Origin of the sequence: Nostoc sp. TCL26-01, assembly GCF_013393945.1 — a bacterium.
In the GTDB taxonomy this organism is placed as follows: Bacteria; Cyanobacteriota; Cyanobacteriia; order Cyanobacteriales; family Nostocaceae; genus Trichormus.
Genome location: NZ_CP040297.1, coordinates 551696 through 576572, shown reverse-complemented (window position 1 = coordinate 576572; position 24877 = coordinate 551696). Strand labels below are relative to the sequence as shown.

20 protein-coding genes, 1 tRNA gene and 1 pseudogene are annotated in these 24877 nt (G+C 41.7%); 12 read left to right on the top strand and 10 right to left on the bottom strand.

Features of this window, described 5'->3' with window-relative positions:
• Positions 1–147 precede the first annotated feature (147 nt).
• On the bottom strand, positions 148–1563 hold the full coding sequence (locus FD725_RS02385; RefSeq protein ID WP_179046639.1) for an NAD(P)/FAD-dependent oxidoreductase: 1416 nt from the start codon (positions 1561–1563) through the stop codon (positions 148–150).
• A 658-nt stretch (positions 1564–2221) separates the two neighbouring features.
• On the opposite strand from FD725_RS02385, the gene FD725_RS02380 reads away from it, so the two are divergent.
• The 3 genes from FD725_RS02380 (at position 2222) to FD725_RS02370 (ending at position 5813) form a co-directional block, all read left to right on the top strand.
• The gene (locus tag FD725_RS02380) at positions 2222–4405 is read left to right on the top strand and encodes a cation:proton antiporter (protein WP_179046638.1); all 2184 of its coding nucleotides are present in this window, start codon (positions 2222–2224) and stop codon (positions 4403–4405) included.
• Positions 4406–4409: 4 nt separating this feature from the next.
• On the top strand, positions 4410–4904 hold the full coding sequence (locus tag FD725_RS02375) for a hypothetical protein (protein WP_179046637.1): 495 nt from the start codon (positions 4410–4412) through the stop codon (positions 4902–4904).
• 186 nt (positions 4905–5090) lie between these two features.
• On the top strand, positions 5091–5813 hold the full coding sequence (locus FD725_RS02370) for an AMIN domain-containing protein (RefSeq protein ID WP_179046636.1): 723 nt from the start codon (positions 5091–5093) through the stop codon (positions 5811–5813).
• Positions 5814–5998: 185 nt separating this feature from the next.
• On the opposite strand, the gene FD725_RS02365 is transcribed toward FD725_RS02370, so the two are convergent.
• Together FD725_RS02365 and FD725_RS02360 are read right to left on the bottom strand one after the other, a co-directional pair.
• Complete coding sequence (locus FD725_RS02365; RefSeq protein WP_179046635.1) at positions 5999–6538, bottom strand: DUF3172 domain-containing protein; 540 nt, start codon at positions 6536–6538, stop codon at positions 5999–6001.
• A 128-nt stretch (positions 6539–6666) separates the two neighbouring features.
• Positions 6667–6740 (bottom strand) — tRNA-Arg (locus FD725_RS02360).
• 417 nt (positions 6741–7157) lie between these two features.
• On the opposite strand from FD725_RS02360, the gene FD725_RS02355 reads away from it, so the two are divergent.
• The 3 genes from FD725_RS02355 to FD725_RS02345 all read left to right on the top strand — a co-directional run bounded on the left by FD725_RS02355 (position 7158) and on the right by FD725_RS02345 (position 10044).
• Positions 7158–7817, top strand: coding sequence for an Npun_F0813 family protein (locus tag FD725_RS02355; RefSeq protein WP_179046634.1), 660 nt, complete (start codon positions 7158–7160; stop codon positions 7815–7817).
• A 109-nt stretch (positions 7818–7926) separates the two neighbouring features.
• Complete coding sequence (locus FD725_RS02350) at positions 7927–8784, top strand: hypothetical protein (RefSeq protein ID WP_179046633.1); 858 nt, start codon at positions 7927–7929, stop codon at positions 8782–8784.
• Between the two features lie 18 nt (positions 8785–8802).
• Positions 8803–10044 (top strand): hypothetical protein, encoded by a 1242-nt coding sequence (locus FD725_RS02345; RefSeq protein WP_179046632.1) that lies wholly within the window; start codon positions 8803–8805, stop codon positions 10042–10044.
• A gap of 252 nt (positions 10045–10296) precedes the next feature.
• Here the strand turns inward: FD725_RS02345 and FD725_RS02340 are convergent, their stop codons facing one another.
• A complete protein-coding gene (locus FD725_RS02340) occupies positions 10297–11238 on the bottom strand; it encodes an ADP-ribosylglycohydrolase family protein (RefSeq protein ID WP_179046631.1) in 942 nt (313 codons plus the stop codon).
• Between the two features lie 632 nt (positions 11239–11870).
• Here FD725_RS02340 and FD725_RS02335 point away from each other — a divergent pair.
• The 6 genes from FD725_RS02335 to FD725_RS02315 all read left to right on the top strand — a co-directional run bounded on the left by FD725_RS02335 (position 11871) and on the right by FD725_RS02315 (position 16052).
• Positions 11871–12404: a hypothetical protein gene (locus tag FD725_RS02335; protein ID WP_179046630.1), complete on the top strand. Its 534-nt coding sequence runs from the start codon at positions 11871–11873 to the stop codon at positions 12402–12404.
• Positions 12405–12728: 324 nt separating this feature from the next.
• On the top strand, positions 12729–14681 hold the full coding sequence (gene sir / locus FD725_RS02330) for a sulfite reductase, ferredoxin dependent (RefSeq protein WP_179046629.1): 1953 nt from the start codon (positions 12729–12731) through the stop codon (positions 14679–14681).
• A 154-nt stretch (positions 14682–14835) separates the two neighbouring features.
• Positions 14836–15027, top strand: coding sequence for a hypothetical protein (locus FD725_RS33050; RefSeq protein ID WP_372726702.1), 192 nt, complete (start codon positions 14836–14838; stop codon positions 15025–15027).
• On the top strand, positions 15024–15224 hold the full coding sequence (locus FD725_RS02325) for a hypothetical protein (RefSeq protein ID WP_179046628.1): 201 nt from the start codon (positions 15024–15026) through the stop codon (positions 15222–15224). The genes FD725_RS33050 and FD725_RS02325 overlap by 4 nt, the downstream gene beginning before the upstream one ends.
• A gap of 35 nt (positions 15225–15259) precedes the next feature.
• Positions 15260–15607 carry a hypothetical protein gene (locus tag FD725_RS02320; RefSeq protein WP_179046627.1) on the top strand — a complete coding sequence of 116 codons (348 nt, stop codon included), beginning with the start codon at positions 15260–15262 and terminating at the stop codon, positions 15605–15607.
• Positions 15588–16052, top strand: a complete 465-nt coding sequence (locus FD725_RS02315) for a type II toxin-antitoxin system YhaV family toxin (protein ID WP_179046626.1) — start codon at positions 15588–15590, stop codon at positions 16050–16052. The genes FD725_RS02320 and FD725_RS02315 overlap by 20 nt, the downstream gene beginning before the upstream one ends.
• Before the next feature lie 88 nt (positions 16053–16140).
• On the opposite strand, the gene FD725_RS02310 is transcribed toward FD725_RS02315, so the two are convergent.
• The 6 genes and pseudogenes from FD725_RS02310 to FD725_RS02285 all read right to left on the bottom strand — a co-directional run bounded on the left by FD725_RS02310 (position 16141) and on the right by FD725_RS02285 (position 24794).
• Positions 16141–18864: an ABC transporter substrate-binding protein gene (locus tag FD725_RS02310; RefSeq protein WP_179046625.1), complete on the bottom strand. Its 2724-nt coding sequence runs from the start codon at positions 18862–18864 to the stop codon at positions 16141–16143.
• A gap of 26 nt (positions 18865–18890) precedes the next feature.
• The gene (locus tag FD725_RS02305; RefSeq protein ID WP_179046624.1) at positions 18891–20471 is read right to left on the bottom strand and encodes an AAA-like domain-containing protein; all 1581 of its coding nucleotides are present in this window, start codon (positions 20469–20471) and stop codon (positions 18891–18893) included.
• Between the two features lie 331 nt (positions 20472–20802).
• Positions 20803–21087 (bottom strand): annotated as a pseudogene (locus FD725_RS02300) (alpha/beta hydrolase); the annotation flags it as partial.
• A 69-nt stretch (positions 21088–21156) separates the two neighbouring features.
• Complete coding sequence (locus FD725_RS02295) at positions 21157–23034, bottom strand: ABC transporter ATP-binding protein (protein WP_179046623.1); 1878 nt, start codon at positions 23032–23034, stop codon at positions 21157–21159.
• A gap of 245 nt (positions 23035–23279) precedes the next feature.
• Positions 23280–23855, bottom strand: a complete 576-nt coding sequence (locus tag FD725_RS02290; RefSeq protein ID WP_179046622.1) for a TMEM175 family protein — start codon at positions 23853–23855, stop codon at positions 23280–23282.
• A 165-nt stretch (positions 23856–24020) separates the two neighbouring features.
• On the bottom strand, positions 24021–24794 hold the full coding sequence (locus FD725_RS02285) for a hypothetical protein (RefSeq protein WP_179046621.1): 774 nt from the start codon (positions 24792–24794) through the stop codon (positions 24021–24023).
• Positions 24795–24877: the final 83 nt, after the last annotated feature.

Genomic DNA, 24877 nt, shown 5'->3' with positions numbered 1-24877 from the left:
GTGAGGGAGTGAGGGAGTGGTGAGTGCTGAGTGCTGAGTGAGGGAGTGAGGGAGTGGTGAGTGCTGAGTGCTGAGTAGAAGTCGGAAGTCGAATGACCAATGACCAATGACTATTGACCATTGACTATTGACCATTGACTATTGGAATTATTTAGCAGAAGGTGCTAGTTGATTAAGTAAAGTTGGGATACCTGTCCAACTGAAGTTTTGTTGAAATTGTGTGGGTTGAGCAGCTCGCAAGACTAGGGGGGTGGCTATGATCAGTCCAGCAGCGATGGTTGCCATTCCATATAACCAAGGGGTTTGTCCCAATTGCATATGAGAAAAGGGACGATGGCGTTGGAATAACTCATCAGTTAGCCACTCAGTTGTCACTTTACGGTTATGTGCAGAGTTGGGCAGTAATTGTAAATAGGTCGCTTCTCTGATAAGATGACCGGGCTGACCTTGAATTTGAACTTTATTGAATAAATTGGCAACACCTTCGTTGAGTCCCAATTTCATCAAAGTGCCACGCATTTGAATTTGGACGGGAATTGTGGGTTTGTGTTCTTGGAGACACTGGAGATTGTGAGCGATCGCTTTTCCTTGTTGATAGGCTACTTGGGCTGTCGGTGGTTGGGGATTGTCCTGATTTGCCGCGCAGTCACCCGCCGCAAAAACTTCGGGAAAATCAGCTAGTTGCAATGTGGGTGTTACCAATAATCGCCCTCGATTGTGGGGAACTGGTAACTCCATCAATAAAGGATTAGGGGCAGTTCCAGCAGTCCACACAATTGTCCCAGCCTGTAACACTTTTGTTTGTTCGTTTTGCTGATACTCCACAGCTTGCGCTTGAATTTGTGTCACAGCCGCATTAAAGAGGAAATCCACAGGAATGACTCGACGTTTGAGCGCGCGCTGTGCAGTGCAGCGCAAATGGCTATTGACATCGCCCTTGAGAATTTCCTGGCTACGGTTGACTAACACAACCCGAATTTCATTAGCATCACCGCCCAACTCGTCGTACCAGATGGGTAATAAATCCGCTAAAGTACAAGCTAGTTCAATGCCAGCTGGGCCTGCACCAATAATGGCAACAGTGAGTAGTAGCCGACGCTGGGCTGAGTCTGAAGTTTGAATTGCTTGATGTAGTCTGTGACGTAAGTGCTTTCGCAAAGCGATCGCCTGTTCTCCAGAAGTAAATGGCACAGCATATTCTGCCGCACCTGGAGTATTAAAATAAGTGGTTTTACCACCCAGGGCTAACACTAAGTTGCTGTAATTAACCAGCTTGCCAGAAACTAGCCCTACTCTACGTTGATCTAAATCGACCGACTCTACCGTATCTTGCACAAAGGTGACACTACTACCAGCTAAAAGTTCTTTGTAGCGGGGGTAAACCTGTTCGCTGTGCAGTTCACCACTTAGTAGTTCGTACAATAAGGGCTTGAAGCTGAAGCGATCGCGCTGTTCAATTAAAATAATCGGACGAGAGTAATTTTGCTGGCTTAAGTGTAAAGCTGTAAACAGTCCAGCGAAGCCACCACCCAGGATGACTGTGGGATGAGACGCTTGCTGCATAGGTTCATAGAGTTGCTTGAGTGAACTGCTCTTAGTATCTCGGTAGGTAACAACTCTTAAGTGATGGCATCATAAAGCTTGGCTGAGAAATTCAAAGGAATTAGCTAGATAATTTTCATGACTTTCTCAGCAATAATTCAGGTAATGAGTGCTGAGTGCTGTTAGCGGAAGCGGGGCGTTTAGCCCGTGCTGAGTAATGAGTGAGGGAGTGAGCGAGTGATGAGTGAGTGCTGTTAGCGGAAGCGGGGCGATGCAGCCCGTGCTGAGTGCTGAGTGAGGGACAAGAAGAGAATCTAATAACTAATGACTAATGACTAATGACTAATGACCAATGACTAATGACTAATGACTAATACTGTAAATTACGTAAGTAACCAATAGAGAAGAAGGTTTTTTGATTTGTCATGGGTTTTTAAGTATAAGTAATAGTAACAACAATTAAATATTAAAACAGTGAACAGTGTTATCACAGCGTATGGTGGGGGATTTAAACCCACCACCAACGCCTACCACCAATTTGTGGGGGACTTAAACCCAAGGATAAATACATCACTCTTCACTGATAACTGATAACTGATAACTGATAACTGTTAAAGGTTGACATTTCCCACTAACTTAAAGAATCATCTTAGAGAAAGTGGTCACTCTTGGGAAAACCATGCACATAGTTATTCAGGTTCTAGTTGAGGTATTAATTGTTATTGGATTGTCTCGATTAGTAGGGTTGGCATTCAAATCAATTAAGCAACCTTTGGTAATTGGTGAAATTGTGGCGGGAATTATGCTTGGCCCGTCTTTATTTGGGTTAATTGCTCCTCATGTAGCAGTTACCTTGTTCCCACCAGAGACTATTCCTTTTCTCAATGTTTTATCTCAGGTAGGACTAATCTTTTTCATGTTTTTGATTGGGTTAGAACTCAATCCTAAATACTTGAGTGGTCAATTAGAAGTTGCAGTTTTAACTTCTCATGTCAGTATTTTAGTGCCTTTTTCTTTGGGAACACTGTTAGCATTACTGCTTTATCCTTTAGTTTCCAATGCGGGTGTATCTTTTACCGCCTTTGCCTTATTTTTAGGGGCAGCAATGTCAATTACGGCATTTCCCGTTTTGGCACGAATTATCACCGAAAATAATTTACAAGGTACTCGCCTGGGGACATTGGCTCTAACTTGTGCCGCAGTGGATGATGTGACAGCATGGTGTTTACTAGCAGTAGCGATCGCTGTTGCCAGAACTGGTAATATTGCCGGAGCATTTCCCACAATTATCGAGAGCATAGCTTATATCGGTTTCATGCTCACCGTGGGGCGTTGGTTTCTCAACCGCTTGGCTGCTTACTACCGCCGTACCGGGCGCTTAAGTCAATTTGTGCTAGCAGGGATTTATGTTGGAGTTGTTGCCTCCGCCTTAATTACTGAACTCATTGGCATTCACTTAATTTTCGGGGCATTTTTGTTAGGTGCAGCCATGCCCAAGAATGCAGAATTAGTCCGAGAATTAGCTGTAAAAACCGAAGATTTCGTCTTAATCTTTCTGCTGCCGATATTTTTTGCCTATAGTGGTTTGCGAACAGAAATTGGTTTGCTAAATCGTCCCGAACTTTGGCTATTGTGTGCAGCAGTTTTATTAGTAGCGATCGCCGGCAAGTATATTGGTACTTATGTGGCTGCACGAGTGAGTGGGATTAACAAGCGGGAAGCCTCAGCCCTGGGTTGGTTAATGAATACTCGCGGCTTAACTGAGTTAATTGTGCTAAATATCGGTTTGGAATTAGGAGTAATTACGCCGTTATTATTCACCATGTTGGTAATTATGGCATTGGTAACAACATTTATGACATCGCCTTTACTGGAATGGACATATCCCAAAAGACTCATCAAGTTGGATGTGGTAGAACCAGAAGCAGAAGAAACTACAGAGGTCACAATCACCAGCCCAGCTTACGTTCGCCCTTACCGCATTTTAGTGCCAGTCGCCAATCCCCGCAGTCAAAAGGGGTTACTCCAGCTAGCGGTAGCCATTGCCTTCAATTATCGCCAACCAGCTGTTGTCAATCCCCTCAGTTTGATTGAATTAGAAGAAGACTACAGTTTTGAAAGTACACCCACAGAAGCTGATCGATTAATTGCCCATCGTCGCCACCAGCTAGAAGAATTAATCAGTACTTTAGAACCAACTACCCATTCCTTTATCCATCCCATTGTGCGGATATCCAGCAATGTCGCTAGAGAAACAGCCCAGATTGCCAAACTCGAACTAGCTGACTTAATTCTTGTCGGATGGCATCGCCCAGCCTTTAGTAATAATCGCTTGGGTGGAAGAGTCGGGCAAATTCTCAGTACTGCACCAGTCGATGTGGGTGTTTTTGTTGATCGGGGAGGAGAAAGATTAGAAAATCTTTTAGTTCCCTACTCAGCGAATATTCATGATGACTTAGCCCTGACACTAGCACTGAGACTATTAATCCATCACGACACACGGATGTTGCAGATACTACAAGTTTCCTCTGAAAATCAGGCAGAAGATGAATTGAGCCACGAGCTACACGCCATGATGGAGAAATTACCCGATAGTGTCCGCGATCGCATTCACATCAACATTATCCCAGCCTCAGCAGCCCTCAAAGCCCTAGTAGCAGCCTCAGAAACAGTTGACTTGACAATTGCTGGTACAAGTCGCGCCTGGGGTATTGAGCGTCAAACCCTGGGCAAATACACGGACGCTTTAGCTATTCAATGCCGTTCCTCACTACTAATCACTCGCCGCTATAGCCAAATCACCTCTCATCTCACTTCTGTCTTACCGGAAGTCAACACTCAAGAACCCACAGTCAAGAATTAAAACCATGAATCATTTCAACTCAAAATCTTTGGTATTTTATGGAGTGACGATCGGTTCAGTTCTCCTGTTGTTTAAAATTGTCACCACCTATGGAGAAAAACATCTCCAAGCCTCTCCTGTCCTGAATCCTCGCTATCGGATTAATTGGACACAAAATTTACCCAATTGCCAGCAATCAGAACCCCTGACACTAGATATTCAGCAATCAGGCATTTACTTAAATGCTGCTCTCGTACCCACCAATGCCACCACAGATAAAGAAAAGCGGTTGCACCTCACAGGTATCCTCAAAAATCAACAGTTAAACCTGACGGGCAAAATCGATCAAGCGATTTTGTGTGATATTGCCCCTCCTCGCTCTATTCAAGCCCAAATGCAGTTAGTAGATCAAGGTCAACTCCAAGGTCAACTCATCATCAGTAGCATTTCGCAAATTTTAAAATTTAATGCTACACCTGAAGCAGCCCAAGCGCCATCTAAAAATTTAAATAGCCATTAGAATGGACAGCGATGGCTCAGAATCATCGGTAAATCAGCAAAATTTGGGATTGAGGATTGGAGTTAGAAGCCGCTACCACAAAGCGGTTTCAGTAATCTTACTAATAGTATTTATCCCAAATTTGTATTATTGATTAACCAAAACTGCAAGATGGCTGATGGCTCAACATACAAGGGATAAATACTGATGTCTAAGGCTATGACGAGTAACAACATCCAAGGGAGCAAGCTACTATTTAGTGCTGGCTGGTGTGTGGCGATCGCCTCCATCGCTCTAGTGACAAACAGTGGTGTAGCTACGGCTCAAGTACAATTAGCAAAGCTGAACAATTGGCGATTTTCCCCAGGGACGAAGAAGCTAGAAATTACCCTGTCATCTGGTAAAACACCGCAATACTTCTACCTTGCTGAACCTCCCCGACTAGTAGTAGACATTCCTGATACCAAATTAGGTTCGGTTTCCACGATGCAAAACTATACTGGAGCCATTCAGAGGGTACGTGTTTCCCAATTAAGTGCCAACGTTACTCGCATTGTCTTAGATTTAGCTCCAGGATTTGCTGCCGATCCCAACCAAGTCCAACTGCAACCAGTTTCTAAACAAAACCCTACGCGCTGGGTTTTACGTCCAGCGATCGCTAAATCCACACCAAAGCCAGAAAACTCTCAGCGATCGGCTACACTGGGCGGAACGCCATCGGCTAGCACTTCACCCCAAAATAACTCTAACTACTTACAATTACCCAGCACAATACCAGCGATCGGTGGTACTCAACAACCATTCGTCACCGTCCCACCCCTAACATCAAATCAAACACCCGCCAATATCAACGCCAGTTTCCCCCCCACCGCCACAACACCACCCAATAATCCCCTCGTCATTGAATTTGGGCAACCAATACCGAAGTGAAATGGGGAGTGCTGAGTGCTGAGTGCTGAGTTATGAGTGCTGAGTTATGAGTGCTGTTAGCGGTAGCGGGGCGTTCAGCCCGTGCTGAGTGCTGAGTAGTGAGTGAGTTAAGAAGTTTTTCTCCCCTGCTCCCCTGCTCCCCTGCTCCCCTGCTCCCCTGCCTTCCTTGCTCCCCTCCCCTGCCCCTAAAATCTCTCCGTCTCTATCGGTGGTGCAACTGCACCTGGTTGGGCGATGAAGAAGTTTTGGGCAGCTTCGTTTTGATAAATACACCTGATATCAGGTTTTTCACTATCTAAGTTGCCTGTAAAACCAAAGGTATTGAGACGATTTTTGCAGTCTCGGACTTGATCGGATGTGATTAATTTGCGTTGCTCTAAAATTGCCCAGTTATTTTGTCTAAGAACACATCCAGGACGCATACTAGGTTGGGCAACATAGACATTAAAAGGGTTGAGGGTCACAAATAACCTAGCGTCCATCACCATCGCGCTGGCTCCATTCTGGACGCAAATCTCAGGGTTTGGTGATTTGGTGTCTATAAATTCGCGGGAAGCCACATTCGATGGGGTTAATGTGGTTGTAGAGCTAAAAGCAATGCCAATGCCAATCCCCAGAACAAAAACTCCACCTAAAATGGCGATCGTGGTGAAGTTAAAAATTGAAGATGGAATCCCAGGAGATTTAGGAGTAGTAGCTGATCTACCAGTAGATTTACGTCTCATTTTTGGTTTATAACCTTCACGCCTGAAAAAGCTGGGAGTGGTTTAACTTGCTCTCCCTATTTCAGTATGCCGATTCTTGAGTCTAATTGCCCGTAACTTTTTAGATAATATTCTTAATTTTCTAAAAACAGGCGCGGCAGGATTCGAACCTGCGACAGTCCGCTTAGAAGGCGGATACTCTATCCAACTGAGTTACGCGCCCAAGTGAAAACCTAGGCTCTTAATAGGAGTCATCTGAACAATTATATCGTTCTCGCACCGAAGAAGCAATCAAAAAATTGCAGATTTGCACTTAGGAAGGCTATGATTTTAGTCGCTATTGAGTCTATATCGACAAAAAACGCAGCATATCGATTATATTGTGTGGCTAGAGGTTAGAGGCAGAGGGGCAGAGGGGCAGGGGAGGTAGGGGAGGTAGGGGAGGTAGGGGAGAAAAACTTCTTAACTCACTCCCTCACTCAGCACGGGCTGCATCGCCCCGCTACCGCTAACAGCACTCATAACTCAGCACTCACTACTCCCTACTCCACGTAAGTAATCGCACTCTTGGCGATGTTGTCAAATCGGATTATAAATCGCATATCTACAAAGCCCCTGTGAGGAGTTATTTGCTAGTGCCATGTTTATTTTGAAACGGCAGGATGTTGAAATATCAAGCATTCAGCACCCAAAAAAGGATCAGCAAGTGCCGATCCTCAATTATCAGGGGCAGACTTTTCGCTTGATTAGTGTGTTTAAGGCGGGACAAGAGGAAGAAGCTAGATCCTTTTGGAGAGAATTAACGGACAATCGGGGTAAGGCTTGTGTCTTGCTGGAAGAAACCGATCGCTTTAGTGTCTGGGGTAAGGTACGCTTAGACCAGCTAGGTAATGATACTGGGGGTCACAACAAAAATGGTGTTTTTATCCAAGCCAGTATTTTGCTGCTGCAATCTGTCCACATGGATATTGAAGATTTTTTAGGTACTAAGCAAGCTGGATTATTTGAAAAAGATATTGCCGAAGTGATGCGTCAACAGCAGTTGCCAGAAACTGCTTCGATTGAGGCGGTGAGGCACTGGATATCAACTAATCCTCTAGAGGCGGCTAAACTCCCGGCTTGGAAAGAAAATCATGTCATGAGCTTCCTACAAGAACTACATAAACTGGGTAAAACATATTTTGGTAACGCCAATTTTGCTCACCAGATAGCAGATAAGTTACAAGATATGCCAGAAGGTGAGCGATCGCTATTTATCTCTTGGCTAAATCAATCTCCACTGAGTAAACTGTGGCAATAGCATAGAACTTGTCGGTATAAAACCATCTTTAGATAGTTGCTATTTGCTGATAATTGTGTATTTACAAGTTCTTGCACATCCAAAAATTGCCAGAGTGCATTCAATCCCTATGAATAGTTCCTACAAGAATTCGTCTCAAATTGCCAAATCTTTGTTCACCAGCCAAAACATTGTTTTAGTTAACATTGGCTGGGCTGTACTAGCACTGCTATACTTTTTGTTGTTCAGCGCCAAAGTCCCAGGGCCGAATGGTGCAGAAAGTCGGGCTGAGTGGTATGTGCTTGGTACAAATATTTTTGAAGCCTTAGCCTACCTCAACGCCGGGATTTTATGCTTGCGAAATTGGCGCAGTCCACAAATTGTCAGCAGTCGAAACGTGTGGCTGGCGATCGCCATAGGTATGCTTTCTTATTTCCTGGGAGGGATATTTTTTGGTTATACAGAAATAGTTTTAAAAGAAGAACCGGATGTGTCGATTGGCGACGTGTTTTTTGTACTAGCATACATATCTCTGGGTATAGGCATGATTTTAGCTGTGGCTGCTAGACGAATCAATTTAGAAAAATGGCAATGGCTGATTGTTTTAGCCATTGGATTCTTTGGTAGTTTGTTGGCATGGTGGATTTCTATGCAGCAAGCAACAGGCCAAGAAGAATTATTAGTCACAATTTTGAACTGGTTTTACATAGTTAGCGATGTACTACTATTAATTATCGCTACCACCCTTTTATTAGCTTTTTGGGGAGGAAGAGTAGCCCAATCCTGGAGAATGATTGCAGCGGCCGCCTTTTCGCTTTACATTGCAGATATGTGGTTTAAATACGCCCAGGGTCCCAATTATCAAAGTGGAGAGATATTAGAAGTGTTTTGGGTGTTTAGTGGAGTGTTATTTGGTATGGGTGCTGCCCTAGAATATGACGCATCATTAAGCCGGACTCGGCGGGAGCGCGGACGAAAACGAGCATAGAAAAGATTGGTATCTACCGTGAGAAAACTAACAAATTCTGACAAACAAGAAATTCTCAAGCTATATCGAGAAACTGCTGAAACAACCTCAACTTTAGCAGAGCGCTATGACGTGAGTAACTCCACCATTAGCCGCCTGCTAAAGAGTACCTTGGCAGAAGATGAGTATGAATACCTCGTTTCCTTAAAACGGGCAGCCAGAACTCCCGAAGGCAGGGCGCAGGTAAGTTATGACCAAGTTCCTTTTTTGAGTCAACCAGAACCAGAGGTTGCTATTCCCAGTCGTGGGAAGGTTGAGCTACCGCAGCTCATAGCACAGCCAGAAGTTCTGCCAGAGGATAAAAAGCCAACTCCGGCGATTAAAAAGGCGCGGCAAGTAGCTAAACCAACGTCTTTGCCAGAGGAGGAAGAACAACCCACACCTTTAATCAAAAAGGCGCGGCGAGTCATCAAGCCGACATCTTTACCAGAGGAAGCAGAACAGCCCACACCTTTGATCAAAAAGGCGCGGCAAGTACCCAAGCCGACATCTTTGCCAGAGGAGGAAGAACAACCCACCCCTGTGATTAAAAAGGCGCGGCGAGTCATCAAGCCGACATCTTTGCCAGAGGAAGTAGAACAACCAACCTCAGAGATTAGAAAAGTGCGGCGGCGTTCTTTAACAGAAGACGAAGCTAATGAACCGATCGCTCGGCAATTAGAAATTCCTGTTGTCAAATCACCGAAAATCTCTAGTATTCCCGATCCCTTATTAGAGGATCAAAATTCTCAAGTGAATGCGATCGCCCAAATGTTGGGTGAAGATTTACTCGATGAATCTGACGATTTAGACGATTTAGATGATGACTTAGACGAAGATTTAGACGAAGAAGACTATGAGGACGACGATGAGGACTTAGAGGAAGCCAGACCTCTAGTTACCAGAAGGAGATTTGGCGACGTATCAGTTCAAGTTCTCCCCTTGTCTGTAGCCTCTTTGCCCAAAACCTGTTATTTGGTCATCGATCGCTCCTCAGAGCTAATTACCAGACCACTCAAAGACTTTGGTGATTTAGGGCAAATCCCCAGCATCGAAACTCAGCAAAGAACACTCCCAGTGTTTGACAATCACCGCGTTGCTAAACGCTTTTCTACCAAGCGCGATCGCGTGATTAAAGTCCCCGACAGCAAAATGCTCCACAAAGCCCGTACCCATCTCCAAGCCAAAGGCATCACCCGCCTATTAATTGATGGTCAAGTCTACTCTTTGTCTATGGTTTAGCACTAGAGACACGGCATTGCCGTGTCCTTAGAGTAGTGAGTCATGAGTGCTGAGTGCTGAGTCATGAGTGAGGGAGTGAGGGAGTGAGGGAGTGAGGGGTGTAAACAGTGAACAGTGAACAGTAAAAAGTGAACGTTTATTAACTGATAACTGATAACTGATAACTGGTAACTGATTTGGGGTGCAGGGGAGAAGAAGAAATGCTAATGACCATTGACTAATGACTAATGACCATTGACTAATGACCATTGACTAATCCAAAACAGCTGCCGCTAAACGGTTAGCTAGGTTAATAATGTCTTGTCTACGAGCAATTTGCTTGACCCATTGTTGGGGAATACATTCTACTCCATAGTAAATACCTGCCAACCCTCCAGTTACCCCCGCAGTTGTATCTGTATGCCCGCCTAAGTTAACCGCTTTGAGTACGGCTTCAGCATAAGAGGAAGTGTTTAACAAACACCAGAGGGACGCTTCTAGGGTGTCAATTACATAACCACCAGAATTAATTTCTGCCATTGGTAATTGGGCAATTTCACCACTGAAAATTCTGGCAAAATGCGGCTGTTCTGAACCATACTCATCAGCAGCATAAATTTTTTGGCTATTTCTTAGTCCTTGTAAATAGGCTGTCGGCAGATCAGCACCCTGAAGAATTGCCACTGCAATATTAATGTAAATGCCGCAAGCCATTTGAGCGCGTGGATGAGCGTGAGTGATACAAGAAACTTCATGCACTCGCCGCATCAACTCCCAAAAAGTTAAATTTTTATAACAAAAAGCCATTGGCAAAATTCTCATCAAAGAACCGTTGCCATTGCTCATTTCGCTGGTTCCTCCAGCCTGTAGAGGCGAAATGCCTTGTTTCAAACGCATAATTACAGCATGAGTACTTTCGCCAATGCCAAATATTTCACCACGGGGAGTCCAGTAAGCATCCTTGTACCAGCGCCAAAAAGAATTAGCGATCGCATCCAAAGAATAGCCTCTACATAAACTTTCTGCCAAGCAAAATGTTAAGGAACTGTCATCAGACCAAGTTCCTGGTGGTTGATTCCATGTGCCATAGCCCAGCATTTTTGTCACCGGAGATTTAACTAGTTCGGTGCGGCTAGTAAACTCTACAGGTACACCCAACGCATCACCGACACACAAACCCATCAACCCAGATAACGTTTTTGGGGCGGTTAGCATTCTCTAATCTCCATGTAGATGATTAAAAATCTACTTTATATATTTCTGAGAGAGCGTGTTGCCATAGTTGTTACAGGCAATAGGCAATAGGCAATAGGCAATAGGTAAGAAGTTCGTCGATTTATTCTGAATTTTTTCCATCATCAAATACTCGTCCTATAGTTGATACATATCGAATAAGCGAACAAAATAACACTTAGTTAGTATGTTATGTAAGGATATATCCCTCAGAATACAGGAGTCAGAATAGTTCAAATTCTCATATTTGATGAGTAAGCTAATATTCCTAAACCTGATTAATTCTGACTTCTGACTCCTGGGTGCTGAATTCTTACGTTAGTATTTTTATTTGCCGCATATATTAGAAATTTTTTTTGGTTTTGTGCCAGTTCAAAAAGTGTATATGTTTATATAAAAAGCTAGACGGCAAGGTATAAGTAGCGCAATAATCTCTGGGGTTAAGATCCCCGACCTCTCAAAGAAGTCGGGGATCTCATCAACTGATGAACCACGCAAATACTTAACACCAATCACAACAATTATTTAGATAAATTTCCCAAAAACTTTGGAACTTTTTGATACAGTTTTCGACTAGGAATGTAAAAGCAAAAACAACAAATTTTTTCGAGATTATGAAAAATATACTCAAGTCTTTGATGACAATCTCTGCATTGTCTTCCTTGTTAATTGCGCCTATTTTACTCAATCCTGGTCAAGCATCTGCGGAAACTAAAAAAGGTACTAACGCCAGTTATGTTGGTGCTGGTTTAGCCGCAGGTGTCACTAATGGTGGAGAGAACAATGATGCGGCTAACTTGGGTGGGAACCTCACAGGCCGTGTAAAACTGGGTAACACACCATTTTCCGCACGTGGTAACGTTCTATGGAATGATCAGACCACGGCAATCATTCCTGAAGTTTCTGTAGATGTGCCAATTGCTAAAGGAACTAACGCTTTCCTCACAGGTGGTTATTCCTTTGTCGAAAAAAATGGCTCACCCACTCCCATCGGTAATAGAGATGCTGTAGTAGTAGGTGCAGGAATTGAATCCGAAGTTGCCAATAATTTCTTGATTTACACCAACGCCAAAGTTGGACTCAGTGCTTACCAAAATAGCCCAGCCTCAGCAGTCAGCATTAATGGTGGTATTGGCTATCGGTTTTAATAGGTTGTGGGGGTGTGGGGGAGCAGAGGGGCAGAGGGGCAGAGGGGCGGAGGAGCAGAGGAGCAGAGGAGAAAAACTTCTTAACTCACTCCCTCACTCCCTCACTCTCTCACTCCCTCACTCCCTCACTCAGCACTAATAACAAAAAGCTGGTTTAATGGTAAGTGTAAGATCACTGACTAAGCCGGCTTTTCGGCGTGTTAAAATTGAGGTATTATTCATATTCCCGACCGGATTACCGGGAAAGTCTCGGCTGGAAAAATGCTGGGAATTTGCTGTTTCGGCGATGACCGATGCCTTATTGAGAATAATTATAGAACTCTGATGGTTAAATCTGCTCCTCCCCCGATCGCTAGCCGTAAGCCTTCCAAAGTTGAAGGAATTAAAGAAAACAGTAATTTTTTACGTGAACCTGTAGCAACGCAAATCCTTGAGGATACGACTCATTTTAGTGAAGATGCAATCCAAATCCTCAAGTTTCACGGTTCTTATCAGCAAGATAACCGCGATAATCGTGTCAAGGGACAGGAGAAAGATTACCAGTTTATGCTGCGGACAAAAAATCCGGGTGGTTTAGTGCCGCCGCAGCTATATTTAGCTCTAGACAAGCTAGCTGATGAATATGGCAACCATACCCTACGTGCGACTACTCGCCAAGGTTTTCAATTACATGGGATTTTAAAGAAAAATCTCAAAGCGGCGATCGCTTCTATCATTCAAAATCTGGGTTCCACTTTGGGCGCTTGCGGTGACATCAATCGTAATGTCATGGCTCCACCAGTCCCCTTGAAAAACCGGGCTGATTATCAGTACGCTTGGGAATATGCCCAAAATATCGCTGACTTACTCTCACCCCAAACTGGTGCTTATTACGAAATCTGGCTGGATGGGGAAAAAGCCATTAGTGCAGAAGAAAGTCCAGAGGTAAAAGCGGCTAGAGAACGTAACGGTAACGGAACAATCGTTCACGACACAGAAGAACCTCTCTACGGCACTCACTATATGCCTCGCAAGTTCAAGGTGAGTGTGACTGTACCGGGGGATAATTCCATTGATTTATATTCCCAAGACTTGACTTTAGTCGTCATCACCGATGAACAAGATAATTTGCAAGGATTTAACATCTTTGCTGGTGGTGGTTTAGGACGCACACACAACAAAGAAGAAACCTTCGCTAGAGTAGCAGACCCTATTGGTTATGTAGCCAAGGATGATGTGTATGATGCTGTCAAAGCGATTGTGGCAACTCAGCGAGATTATGGCGATCGCAGCGATCGTCGTCATGCCCGGTTAAAATATTTAATTAATGATTGGGGTGTGGATAAGTTCCGCGCCAAAGTGGAAGAGTATTTTGGTAAACCCCTTGCTCCTTTCCAACCCCTACCAGAATTTAAATATGAAGATTTTCTGGGTTGGCATGAACAAGGTGATGGTAATTTATTCTTGGGTATTTCCATTGACAACGGTCGGGTAAAAGATGAAGGCACTTTCCAACTGAAAACAGCCTTACGGGAAATTGTCGAGCAATTTAACCTACCCATCCGCCTCACACCCCACCAAAACCTGATTTTCTACGAAATTGCCCCAGCACAAAAATCAGCGATTCAAGAAATTCTTGACCGTTGTGGGATTGTTACTGACCCTGGTAAAATTGAGCCGCTAGAACGCTATGCGATGGCTTGCCCAGCTTTACCTACCTGCGGTTTAGCTATCACCGAATCAGAACGAGCCATACCCGGTATTTTAGCCAGGATTCGCACTCTGTTAGATAAAGTTGGTTTACAAAATGAACATTTTGTGGTAAGGATGACGGGATGCCCTAATGGTTGCGCTCGTCCTTACATGGCAGAATTAGGTTTTGTGGGTAGTGCGCCGGAAAGTTATCAAGTGTGGTTGGGTGGTTCGCCAGATCAGACACGCTTGGCACAGCCTTACGTGGAAAAATTGCCTGATAAAGACATAGAAAGCTTTTTAGAGCCGATTTTCGTCTTTTTCAAACAATCTCGCAAGCCACAAGAAAGCTTTGGAGATTTTTGCGATCGCCTTGGGTTTGATGCCATCCGTGAATTTGTCGCTCAATACCAGCCAGAACCAGTGACTCTAACGGTAGAGCCAGAAGAGCCTACATTAGCAACCAAGTCTCGCAAAGCCCGGTATCGCGTCAGTTTGCATGATGACTTGTACAACAAAGTCAAAACCACAGCCACAAGCCAAGGTAGATCAATGACTGAGTTAGTCAAGGAAGCGCTAGACGCTTATTTCCAACATCTCACCTAACCTAGTGACATTCGCTCCTGGTATAGTCGTCAGGCTATACCAGGAATGTCCTCAAGCTAAAATAAAATAGTTAATATCAGCAAGTTTTCATTAATTAGGACAAATTATGCAATTTCAATTATTCTCCAGAAAAGCATAACAGTTCACAATTCCAATGAAAATCCCGGTTTATCCTACTTCAGAGCAGAAAACAACGTGTTTTATCCTTTGTCAACGTATTACAAGTTTATTTTTGCCGATTTTTATAGTCCGAATCGATGAACGTACTGGCAACGTTTACATTCTTGCTGGGGAAGAAACGGGTATCTTAATTACATGCGATGGCAAATGGAGATACGAAGAATGACAAAACCCAACTTTGCGGCAATGAGTAAGTCCGATTTAAAAGCTTATCTTTTAAAAAATCGCAACGATACTGAAGCTTTTCACGCCTTGATGGATAAAATTACATCTGAACCAAATCAGACCTTTTATACAGTTGAGGAAGCAGGAAAGTTGCAGCAAATAATTGAGGATAGACGGCGCATACAAGAAAATAGCTAGTACAGTCCTTACATGGCAGAATTAGGTTTTGTCGAATGAGTAACTCATATAGCATTCGTAGTACAAAAATTGGTAACAGTGCGGGGTTTAGGCTACCGTCTGAGTTTTATCGAGAATATCCTCAGTTTGCCAATGCAGATGGTTGGATAGAAGTCTTAGCACCAGACACGGCAATTTTGCGAATTGTACCAAAACAGAGTGATGATAAAGACTCAGAAGATTCAGTATTAATGCGCCTATTTCTGGATTTTGCCATTACAGAAGCGTTAAAAAATAATACACTGCAACCTTATACAACTGAAATGTCTGAGGCTGCTCATAAACTGACAGCAGGCGTAGAATTAGACGATGAGTTGCTAGCAGATGGCGAAGTTTGTCAGTAATGGTTGGGAAATTTATTTTCATCCACAACTATTTGGAACTCAATATCAAGAATTATTTGAGCGCGTTTCTCATTTGCGAGAGCAATTATCAGCAGCTGAATACAAAACCCATGCGACAGTAAAGTTATTTGCAGCAATTACTATTGCAATTGAAACTAAGATTCCTACCGATCCATTTGCTAGTCATTTTGCCTTAACGGGTGCATTAAAACGCTATGGACGGGTAAAAAAGATGGGTTTACCAGAACGATATCGATTGTTTTTTAGAGCTTTTGATACAGAACAGTTAAAAGCGATCGCTATTTTATGGTTAGGTTTTCCGCGCAAAGAGAGGGCTAAAAATGACTGCTACCAAGTGTTTACGAAAATGGTAGAACGAGGAAATTTTCCAGAAAGTGTAGATGAATTGCTGGTAGATTTTCAGGTGAGCGAGGATGAAGTATAAAGGCGATGATTTTAGCTACTTATACTGATTGTAGGCGATCGCATTTTGAAATCCAAAAAATGACAAAACCTAACTTCGACTATAATTCCTACTGATTTTCTTCCACTTGCTCAAAATGAAATCCTCCCGCCTCCATACTTCCACACTCTTTGCTCTTACCTTCAACTACTTGGACTAAAACTGGTTTAGCATCTTTCCGTTCACCATTGCTGAATTGGAGTGGCTCACCTGAAGTTTTCTCAGCTGGTAGCTTAATGGATTCTAACTTTTCAATTACATCCTTTCGAGAGAGATTTTGAGACTGTGATATAGCTGCAATAAAAGCCTGAGTAGCATCATAACTAGAAGCTGTTCCCCAGTCAATTTTATCTTCCCATCTCTTGCAAGCTTGCTCTGCAAATTTTTTTGAATTTTTCTCTTCAGGAAACCAAGGAACTGTCAATATTAAACCTTCAACACCTTCTTTCGCTTGTTTTAGAGTATCTGAAGTATAGAGAGTTCCGCCTCCCAACAATTTTAAATTTAACTTGCTTTTGAATTTTAGATTGACCTTTCTTTTCTCACTAACAATGTCAATCACAGTAGAAACTAAGTTTGTCATTGGAAAAAAAACAACTGCATCCGGAGTATTTTCATTAACTAGACTGCGATAAAATTCTAAGGCAGCGTTGTGTTGTGAATCTTCCAAATCTATTATAGGTAATTGAACTTTTCCACCTTGTTTTTCAAAGGAGGCTTTAAAATTTTTTTTGATATCTCTACTATAAGCATCTTCATTATAGTAAATAACAACTTTCTTTATATTATCATTGATAGCATAATCGGCTAAGTATTTAGCAGCAACTTTAGTAGAGAGTATCGTCCTGAAAAAACCTTTACCTTGTAATTCCGTACTGGCGCTAGTAGGAGCTATCATTGCCAAATTATTATTTTGATATTGCTTAAGTGCAGAGTAACTAGCTTGGCTAGCATTGTGACCAATTACTGCTAATACATTTGAGTCTTTAATTAACTCTTTAGCAACCTTTTTAGCTTGTCCTGGATTATTACTATCATTGGCTATTCTGACATTCAAAAGTCTACTTTTAAACCCACTTTTCTGATTAAACTCATTCTGGGCTAGAGCGACTCCTCTCAATATTGAAATGGCAGATGCTCTTCTCGCATACATAGGTACAACTACAGCTACGGTTACTGGATTTCCCTGTTTGTAGGCTAAAGAATTATTGTAATAAATTGCTACTTCAGGATCACTGCGGTCTATATCTTTAGATTTTTTAAAAAACTCTATTGCTTTTGAATAATCATGTTTGTTAAAAGCTTCAATTCCTTTATTTTGATAATAAATTTCATCACCTAAAAAGAAAGACTTTTCTCCCTGACTAAAAAGTTCTGGGTCTAAAATATATGGTACACGCAACCACTCTGATTGAATTGTTTTTTGTAATTGAAATACACTCACTCCAGCAATAATCATCATACTGACAGTTACTCCTGCAAGTAGGCGTTGAAAACGTTCTTTTTTTTGTATCTTAGTTTTCAGATTGCTTACTTCTAATTCTTGACTAGCATTAATAAACTGATAATCTTCAATATTCAGAATTTTACCATCGCACCATGCAATTGCTTTTTGTAATTGCTCACCTTGCAATAGCGAGGATTTATCTTGACGATTAGATGATAACCATTTCAGTAACTGTTCTTCATAGGGTCGCGTATCTGCAAGCATTTGCTCAACCCAATTAGCATCAAATACTGATTCATAAATTCGATTGTAAACCTTTAACTTGCCATTTCTTTCTTCTAGCAACCCAGACAAAAGTAATTCACCTTGCTCTAAACTATCATCGACTAATACTTCTTTTTTTTGCAAAATTTTTAGATATAATTTAAGCAGCTTAACTAGATTTTCTTTACTATTAATAATTCTGTAGTGAATAGTTCTGAGATGTTGTGGTTCGTCTTGATATTCCCAATTTTCGATTATTCTTAATTTTACTAATCCTTCTATCCACTTAGATATTAAAGTTTCATCACTAGGAATCTTATTTTCATCATCTGCAATAATTTTGAATATTTTTTGTGTGAGGAATGGTTGACCATTAGTCCATTTCAGTACTTCTCTAAGAATATAGGCGGCAATTATCGGGTTATTGACTTTACTTTCTAACCCTTGAATTAATGGTCGAGCTTCTTGTAATGAAAAACCATTTAATTGAATTGCTTCACCAATATTAAAGGGTGTGCGTTGGGTATCTTGAATCAATTGCGAAGGTGTGGCTACTCCTAGCAATACAAAAGTAATTCGTTCATAAATTGGGTTAATAGGACGTTGATTATAGCAAGAACGAATAAATGCAAAAAAATCACCAGTGGGAAAGTCTAAACTGAGAACTGTATCTATTTCATCTATGAAAATTACAATATTTTGAGCAACTTCTGAGAGTAATTTATTTTCAATAAAATTACTCAATCTATGCAATGGAGTCAAAGCTGATAGTTGTTCTGCCTGTAAATCGAATGTATCTGCCAAATTTCTAATCAGAGTGTTATACCATTGCGCTTGAGTTACTCCTCTAGTGCCAAATCTATCTAGGCTGATGATTACACATCTAAAGCCTTCTTCTGCTAATTTTTGACTGATTCGGACTTGCAAACTAGACTTTCCCATTTGTCTAGAGTTAAACACATAGCAGTAATTTCCAGCTTTTAGTTTCTCATAAAGGTCTTTATCAGCTTGTCGCTCTATATAACTAGGATCATCAGGTTTTAACGTTCCGCCTACTTGATAATATCTTTCTGCTTGATTCATGATTTATTCTATTATGTAAATAATTACTAGAGAAATTCCCGGAAGAATAATCGATATAATTTACAACGCGGTTTAACAAAGTTACCGTCAAACTTGACCAATCCTAAACGTTGTAACAACATAGCAATTTTCGGACGTAATTTAACCGGATTGTTTTCATCTGCCGATATAACCTGAATAAATGCTGTTTTTAACTCCAAATTATTTTCGAGTGTTTTTAATAGTTCTTGTAGATGATGATTGAATGCTCCAGCTAGGGTGGGTGCTTCTTGTAAAAATTGCTCAATAGTCTTATTGTTTAACTTAATATTATTAATACCTGTTTGTAACAGATGAGGATGTCCTCCCAGCATAGCCATGAGTTGAGCAATTTGATTAGGGTTATACTGTAGCTCATATAAATTGACTAAACTTTGCACTTGTTCCGGCTCAAATTCTGGTAAATCAACTACCAATCCCACGCCAGCAAGAGGTGAGCTATGAATCTCTAGTGAAGCATAAAATTCTGTTGAATGAACAATTATCAACCGCAGTTTTTCCCAAATTCTACTATTTGGATTGCCACGCCTTGCCATATCATAAAAATTCCGCAGCAGGCTACAAAAATCTTGAGAAATTTCGTTTTGTTCAAAAATTAAATCGACGTTATTTAGAGCTAATACTAAATTATTAGAAGTATTTGGTAACAGGTATTTCTGAAAGTAATCTATGCTATTACTCATAGAAGTCAAGTTATCTTGCCAACGCTCATTTACCTGATTGTTTAACCCTAACTTTTGACTAACATTATTACAGAACGATCGCAGAAATATCTTCATATCAATTGCTGTTTGGCGATTGATTAAATCACTGCAATTCAAAGTTACGGTTTGATAATTCTTCTCATCTCTTGCATAGCTCAGAATCCTATTCATCAGAGAGGTTTTACCCATTTTATCAGGGGCTTTAATTCTAATGAGAGCGCCTGGTTTTTGAATTTCTCCATAACATCTGTGTTCAATGCTAGGACGTTCTACATAAAAATTATCAGGAGATGACTTGACTCTCTTTCGACGGAGAACTGGGGTTAGTTCTTCGGGAATACCTTCTAGTTGAATCTCTACACACCCAAATTTAAAAGCTTCTTCATATGAACGATTCGCGCCTAGTGCTTTGTAAAAACCCACAGAAAATGCGATCGCTGCTTGATCCCCAATGGCAGTATTCATCCCGATCACAAATGGGATATGCTGGACAATAGCTTCGGCTTGAATATCGGAATAACAAGCATTCAGAACCACACACTCGACTTGATCGGCTACTAATCTAAACAATGCAGCTAAGGCTTGCGGTGTGACAGGCTGAACATTACCCAACCCATCCTCAAAGCACAGCTTACCTGTACTTCCACCATGTCCCGAAAAATGGACAATATGAGGTGCAAATCTCAGTAATTCTTGACTGATATCTCCAGGACGCGCAGAAAATGCGTCCTCTAGCTGAAATTTTTCTCGGTGGTTAGCTAGTCGTAGCTTTTCTTTAATTTCGCGGAACTCTTGTCCTAACCGCAGTCTAGCAGTCTCAGTAGGTTCAGCAGTCAAAAACAAAATTCTTTTGGTGTCTGTCATCCAAAACCGTTCCTAAAGCTCCATTAATTAGCTGTATTCTCACTCTTATTTCTGATATAGCATACTTACGTGGAACTACGGTAGTGGATGAGTAGGTTGTGTTTCACTGCGATTAACCCAGCAAAATCAAGCTTTTTGACTAATTAATTTCCTCTACATCTTTACACCCCTAATTCTTGACAATACTGATATCTTGCACCAGGCGACTGGAAGTCGCGGCTACACAGGCAAAACCCGCCTGCGCGGGTTGAAAACCTTGATTTTGTATTAGTCCGCTTAGGCGGACTTTGTTTGTATAGCCGCGATTTCTAATCGCCAGGGCTAGGTGCAAGATATGACAATACCAATGTCGTAAAAGTGAGTTTACCTGTTCTGGAACTTCATCATGGGGACAATGACCAGCATTGAGAAAATGTTCTGTCAGTTCAGGATAATATAGTCGAAACTTTTGAGAACGTTCTCTAGCATTTATCCAAGGATCAGCTTCTCCCCATAACAACAATAAAGGACAAGTTAATTGTTGCAATAACACATCAACTTTCTCCCCTTGTGGTGTGCTAAAAACTGAAACAAATACATCCAAAGCGCCGGGGTCATAAGCAGGGCGAGCAATTTCTGATTTCCTCCTGCCTCCTGCCCTCTGCCTCCTGCCTTCCTCGATAAATTAGACTTTGCAAACACCCTCTTAAGTTCCTAACATTTGTAAGTTGTGTAATGTAGAATAAAGTCCTCCGGAACTTAATAATTCCTGATGGCTACCTTGTTCGATTAATTCACCACGTTTTAACACAAATATCCGATCTACATTACGAATTGTAGATAAGCGGTGAGCAATAATAATCGCTGTTCTGCCGATTAACAATTCGTTTAAAGCTTCTTGAACTAAAGCTTCCGTACCCACATCTAGACTAGCTGTAGCTTCATCTAAAACTAATATTTGGGGATTGCGAATAGCTGCACGAGCAAAGGCTAAAAGTTGCTTTTGTCCACTAGAAAGATTTGTCCCACGTTCCCGCAATTGAGTATCATAACCTAAAGGTAATTGTTCGATAAACTCGGCAATGTTAGTTCTTTCGGCAGCTGCTTGAATTTCTTCAAAAGGATAGTAATCACCCAAGGTAATATTACTTTTGACATTACCAGCAAATAAGAAACCTTCTTGTAAAATTACTGCTAGATAACGGCGTAGTTCGGCTTGGGGCAAATCTCGGATATCGACACCATCGACTAAAATCCGTCCTTGGGTGGGTTCGTAGAGACGACATAACAAGCGGATGATGGAACTTTTACCTGCGCCTGTCGGCCCGACTAAGGCGATTTTTTCACCGGGATGAATGACAAAATCTAAGTCTTTGATGACGTAATCATCGTCTTTGTAAGCAAACCAGACGTGTTCAAACCGGATTTCTCCTAATTGTGGTGTATCGGTATCTTGAGACTCCAAATCAGCGACAATTTCGTCAATGTAACCGAATTTAGCATCAAATATGGAGAACCGAGAATTAGCGCGATCGCTAATTTCTACTGGTTCATCTAAAATATCGCTAACACGTTCAATAGCTGTAAATCCGGCTTGAATGACGGTGAATTTTTCCGCAAAATCTCGTAAAGGGTCAAATAAACGTTGAGCATATAAAATAAATGCCGATAACGTGCCAAAAGTGAGATTTTTACCCAAAAGTAGCCAACTACCAAGACCAAGAACACCAGCGATCGCAATCAGTCCAATCCATTCTAAAGTTGCAGAAACAGCTGAATCATAAAAGATAGTTTGATCTACTTGGTGAGTGTAGCGTTGGTTGGTCGTGCGAAACAACTCTGCGTTAAACTTTTCCCGGCGAAATAACTGCACGACATTAATCCCCAGCACATTTTCTTGCAGTTGGGAATTGATCATTGATAGTTCTTCCCGCGCCTTATAATTGGCTTTGCGGTACTGTTGTTGGAAGTAAATAATTAACCCAGTAATCGGTAACAACATCAACAATAGCAAGCTAGCCAATTGCCACTGGATCGAAAACATTAACCCAACAATCACCACCATCGAAAACACATCAGCAATAATACCAATCGCCCCAGTAGAAAATACATCTCCCAATACTTCTACATCACTTGTGAGTCGAGTAATTAACTTACCGACAGGTGTGCGATCAAAAAACCTGACAGCTAGAGATGTAACATGATGAAATAAGTCTTGGCGAATGGCAGCTGTGATTTGCTGTCCTAACTTTTGCAGTAAGTAACCCTGAAAACCTGTAAGAACCAGCCGCAAAACAATCATGACGAGTAATAAACCCTCGATGATATGTAAACCTTGCGATAACGGGCGGTTGCGGAGGAACTCGTATGTACTCGATTCGTTGCGAATGAGAGAGACAGCCTGTCCAATCAACAGAGGGGGTACTGCATTAAATAGGGCAATAGGTAACAGCAGTATCATTGTCACGATTAACAGCTGACTGCTACGCCGGGCATAAGGAACTAGACGAAGGAATAATCGCCAGTCACTATTGCGCCAACGATCTTTTTTTGGGGATTTTTGGGAAGATTGGTAGATGCTCATAGTATGAGCATTATATTAATTTTTTGACAAGCTTGAGGATGAATACTAATCCCACATTTCTCATTGCCTATTGCCTATTGCCTATTGCCTATTGCCTATTGCCTATTGCCTATTGCCTATTGCCTATTGCCTATTGCCTATTGCCTATTGCCTATTGCCTATTGCCTATTGCCTATTGCCTATTGCCTATTGCCTATTGCCTATTGCCTATTGCCTATTGCCTATTGCCTATTGCCTATTGCCTATCATTGACTGAGAATTTTCTCAATCCTTAAGTCAGGGATAAGCCATATGAAAGCAACTATAATGTACAGCACACAGGCTAGCCAAGCGTTTGCAAAAGCTAGGGGAATGGCTACAGCATACAACACCAACGAAGCTTTGGCTTTTAAGTCTTTACCAAGAGCAGTGGCTAGAGTAGAATCTTTACCATGATGAGAAATCAGAGTCAGACTAAGAATAAAGTAAGCAACCGCAGCAAACAGCAGTACCACACCATACAGTGCAACTGGCAAGGCGGCAAAGTGGTTTTCCCCCATCCAACCTGTGACGAAAGGAATTAGCGATAACCAGAATAGCAGATGTAGATTAGCCCAAAGGATGCGACCATTAACATGACGGATTGCTTGTAGCAGGTGATGGTGGTTATTCCAATAAATGCCGAGAAACACAAAACTCAACACATAACTCAGAAATACAGGAATCAGGGGACGTAACACAGCCAAATTATCCCCATGCGGTACTTTCAACTCCAACACCATAATGGTGATAATGATAGCGAGTACACCATCGCTGAAAGCTTCTAACCTTCCTTTCCCCATTTGTGTTACCACTCCTTTTGTACCCTGAAAACCTGTATGTAGCTCTTGACCTGAAAGATATCTACCACACTCAAACAGGAAATGCCAGAGTTATGATGAGGCAAATACACCAACAGAAATCCAATATGATTCCTATATACTCGCTCCGAGTTCTTTAAACTACTATTAAGCTGTTTTGAAAAAGCGAATTATTTCTCGTACATGATCGAGAAATTGTCCGTCTGTGGAAAGTTGAGCGATCGCATTCCTGGCTTCTCTCGATAATCTTTCATGTTCTGCTTGATTTGTCGCTCTTAATTCTTCTAAATTAGCGGCAATTCTTGCTAACTCTTTGCGGGTTTCTTCAGCAAAGCGTTGTTGGGTTGCTGGTAGAGAATAAGCTTGCTCTGGGTTTAATTGATCTTCTAAAGATTGCATTTTTTGTTCTATTTCTAAGAAGCGATGGCGGAGTTCAACAATATCTTCACGGGGGTATTTCCATTCTTGACTAATCATGGTTAGCCGTGAATACAAATATTCATAAGCACTAATTGTTGGACGCAGAATTGTTAATAGTAAAGCCGCACCAGAACTGATATAACCAACAGCACTAATTCCAGTGGCTGCTAAGGTATAAAGACCAATGGCTGAGAACAAGTGTAAACCTAAAGCTACCCAAAGCGATCGCTTGGCTAAACCTTGGACGTAACGCACTTGTTTTGCATCTACAGGAATCTCTTTTTCTTGCGACTGTGCTGCTTCTGCTAAAACTTGTTTGGCTTGAAAATGAATATTCCACGGTACAGTCACAATTACTAACAACCACCAAAAACTTGCACCACCAATCACCCAATCGAGAAAGTTACCCGCAGGTACATGAAACCATTGCAGTACACTAAAAGCTAGTAGCACTGTCACAATAATTCCCACAATAGAACTAATAAAAAAGTTGATATACATATATTTCTCCAGTAATTAAGGGAATAGGGAATAGGGAATAGGTAACAGGTAACAGGTGATAGGTAACAGGTGATAGGTAACAG

Excerpts from the sequence above, each read along its gene's own strand:
- FD725_RS02370 (WP_179046636.1), top strand. The coding sequence starts at position 5,091 with ATGTCTAAGGCTATGACGAGTAACAACATCCAAGGGAGCAAGCTACTA.
- sir (WP_179046629.1), top strand. The coding sequence starts at position 12,729 with ATGGTTAAATCTGCTCCTCCCCCGATCGCTAGCCGTAAGCCTTCCAAA.
- FD725_RS33050 (WP_372726702.1), top strand. The coding sequence starts at position 14,836 with ATGAAAATCCCGGTTTATCCTACTTCAGAGCAGAAAACAACGTGTTTT.
- FD725_RS02285 (WP_179046621.1), bottom strand. The coding sequence starts at position 24,794 with ATGTATATCAACTTTTTTATTAGTTCTATTGTGGGAATTATTGTGACA.
- FD725_RS02310 (WP_179046625.1), bottom strand. The coding sequence starts at position 18,864 with ATGAATCAAGCAGAAAGATATTATCAAGTAGGCGGAACGTTAAAACCT.
- FD725_RS02380 (WP_179046638.1), top strand. The coding sequence starts at position 2,222 with ATGCACATAGTTATTCAGGTTCTAGTTGAGGTATTAATTGTTATTGGA.
- FD725_RS02365 (WP_179046635.1), bottom strand. The coding sequence starts at position 6,538 with ATGAGACGTAAATCTACTGGTAGATCAGCTACTACTCCTAAATCTCCT.
- FD725_RS02325 (WP_179046628.1), top strand. The coding sequence starts at position 15,024 with ATGACAAAACCCAACTTTGCGGCAATGAGTAAGTCCGATTTAAAAGCT.
- FD725_RS02340 (WP_179046631.1), bottom strand. The coding sequence starts at position 11,238 with ATGCTAACCGCCCCAAAAACGTTATCTGGGTTGATGGGTTTGTGTGTC.
- FD725_RS02350 (WP_179046633.1), top strand. The coding sequence starts at position 7,927 with ATGAATAGTTCCTACAAGAATTCGTCTCAAATTGCCAAATCTTTGTTC.
- FD725_RS02355 (WP_179046634.1), top strand. The coding sequence starts at position 7,158 with ATGTTTATTTTGAAACGGCAGGATGTTGAAATATCAAGCATTCAGCAC.
- FD725_RS02290 (WP_179046622.1), bottom strand. The coding sequence starts at position 23,855 with ATGGGGAAAGGAAGGTTAGAAGCTTTCAGCGATGGTGTACTCGCTATC.
- FD725_RS02315 (WP_179046626.1), top strand. The coding sequence starts at position 15,588 with ATGGCGAAGTTTGTCAGTAATGGTTGGGAAATTTATTTTCATCCACAA.
- FD725_RS02385 (WP_179046639.1), bottom strand. The coding sequence starts at position 1,563 with ATGCAGCAAGCGTCTCATCCCACAGTCATCCTGGGTGGTGGCTTCGCT.
- FD725_RS02320 (WP_179046627.1), top strand. The coding sequence starts at position 15,260 with ATGAGTAACTCATATAGCATTCGTAGTACAAAAATTGGTAACAGTGCG.
- FD725_RS02295 (WP_179046623.1), bottom strand. The coding sequence starts at position 23,034 with ATGAGCATCTACCAATCTTCCCAAAAATCCCCAAAAAAAGATCGTTGG.
- FD725_RS02305 (WP_179046624.1), bottom strand. The coding sequence starts at position 20,471 with ATGACAGACACCAAAAGAATTTTGTTTTTGACTGCTGAACCTACTGAG.
- FD725_RS02375 (WP_179046637.1), top strand. The coding sequence starts at position 4,410 with ATGAATCATTTCAACTCAAAATCTTTGGTATTTTATGGAGTGACGATC.
- FD725_RS02335 (WP_179046630.1), top strand. The coding sequence starts at position 11,871 with ATGAAAAATATACTCAAGTCTTTGATGACAATCTCTGCATTGTCTTCC.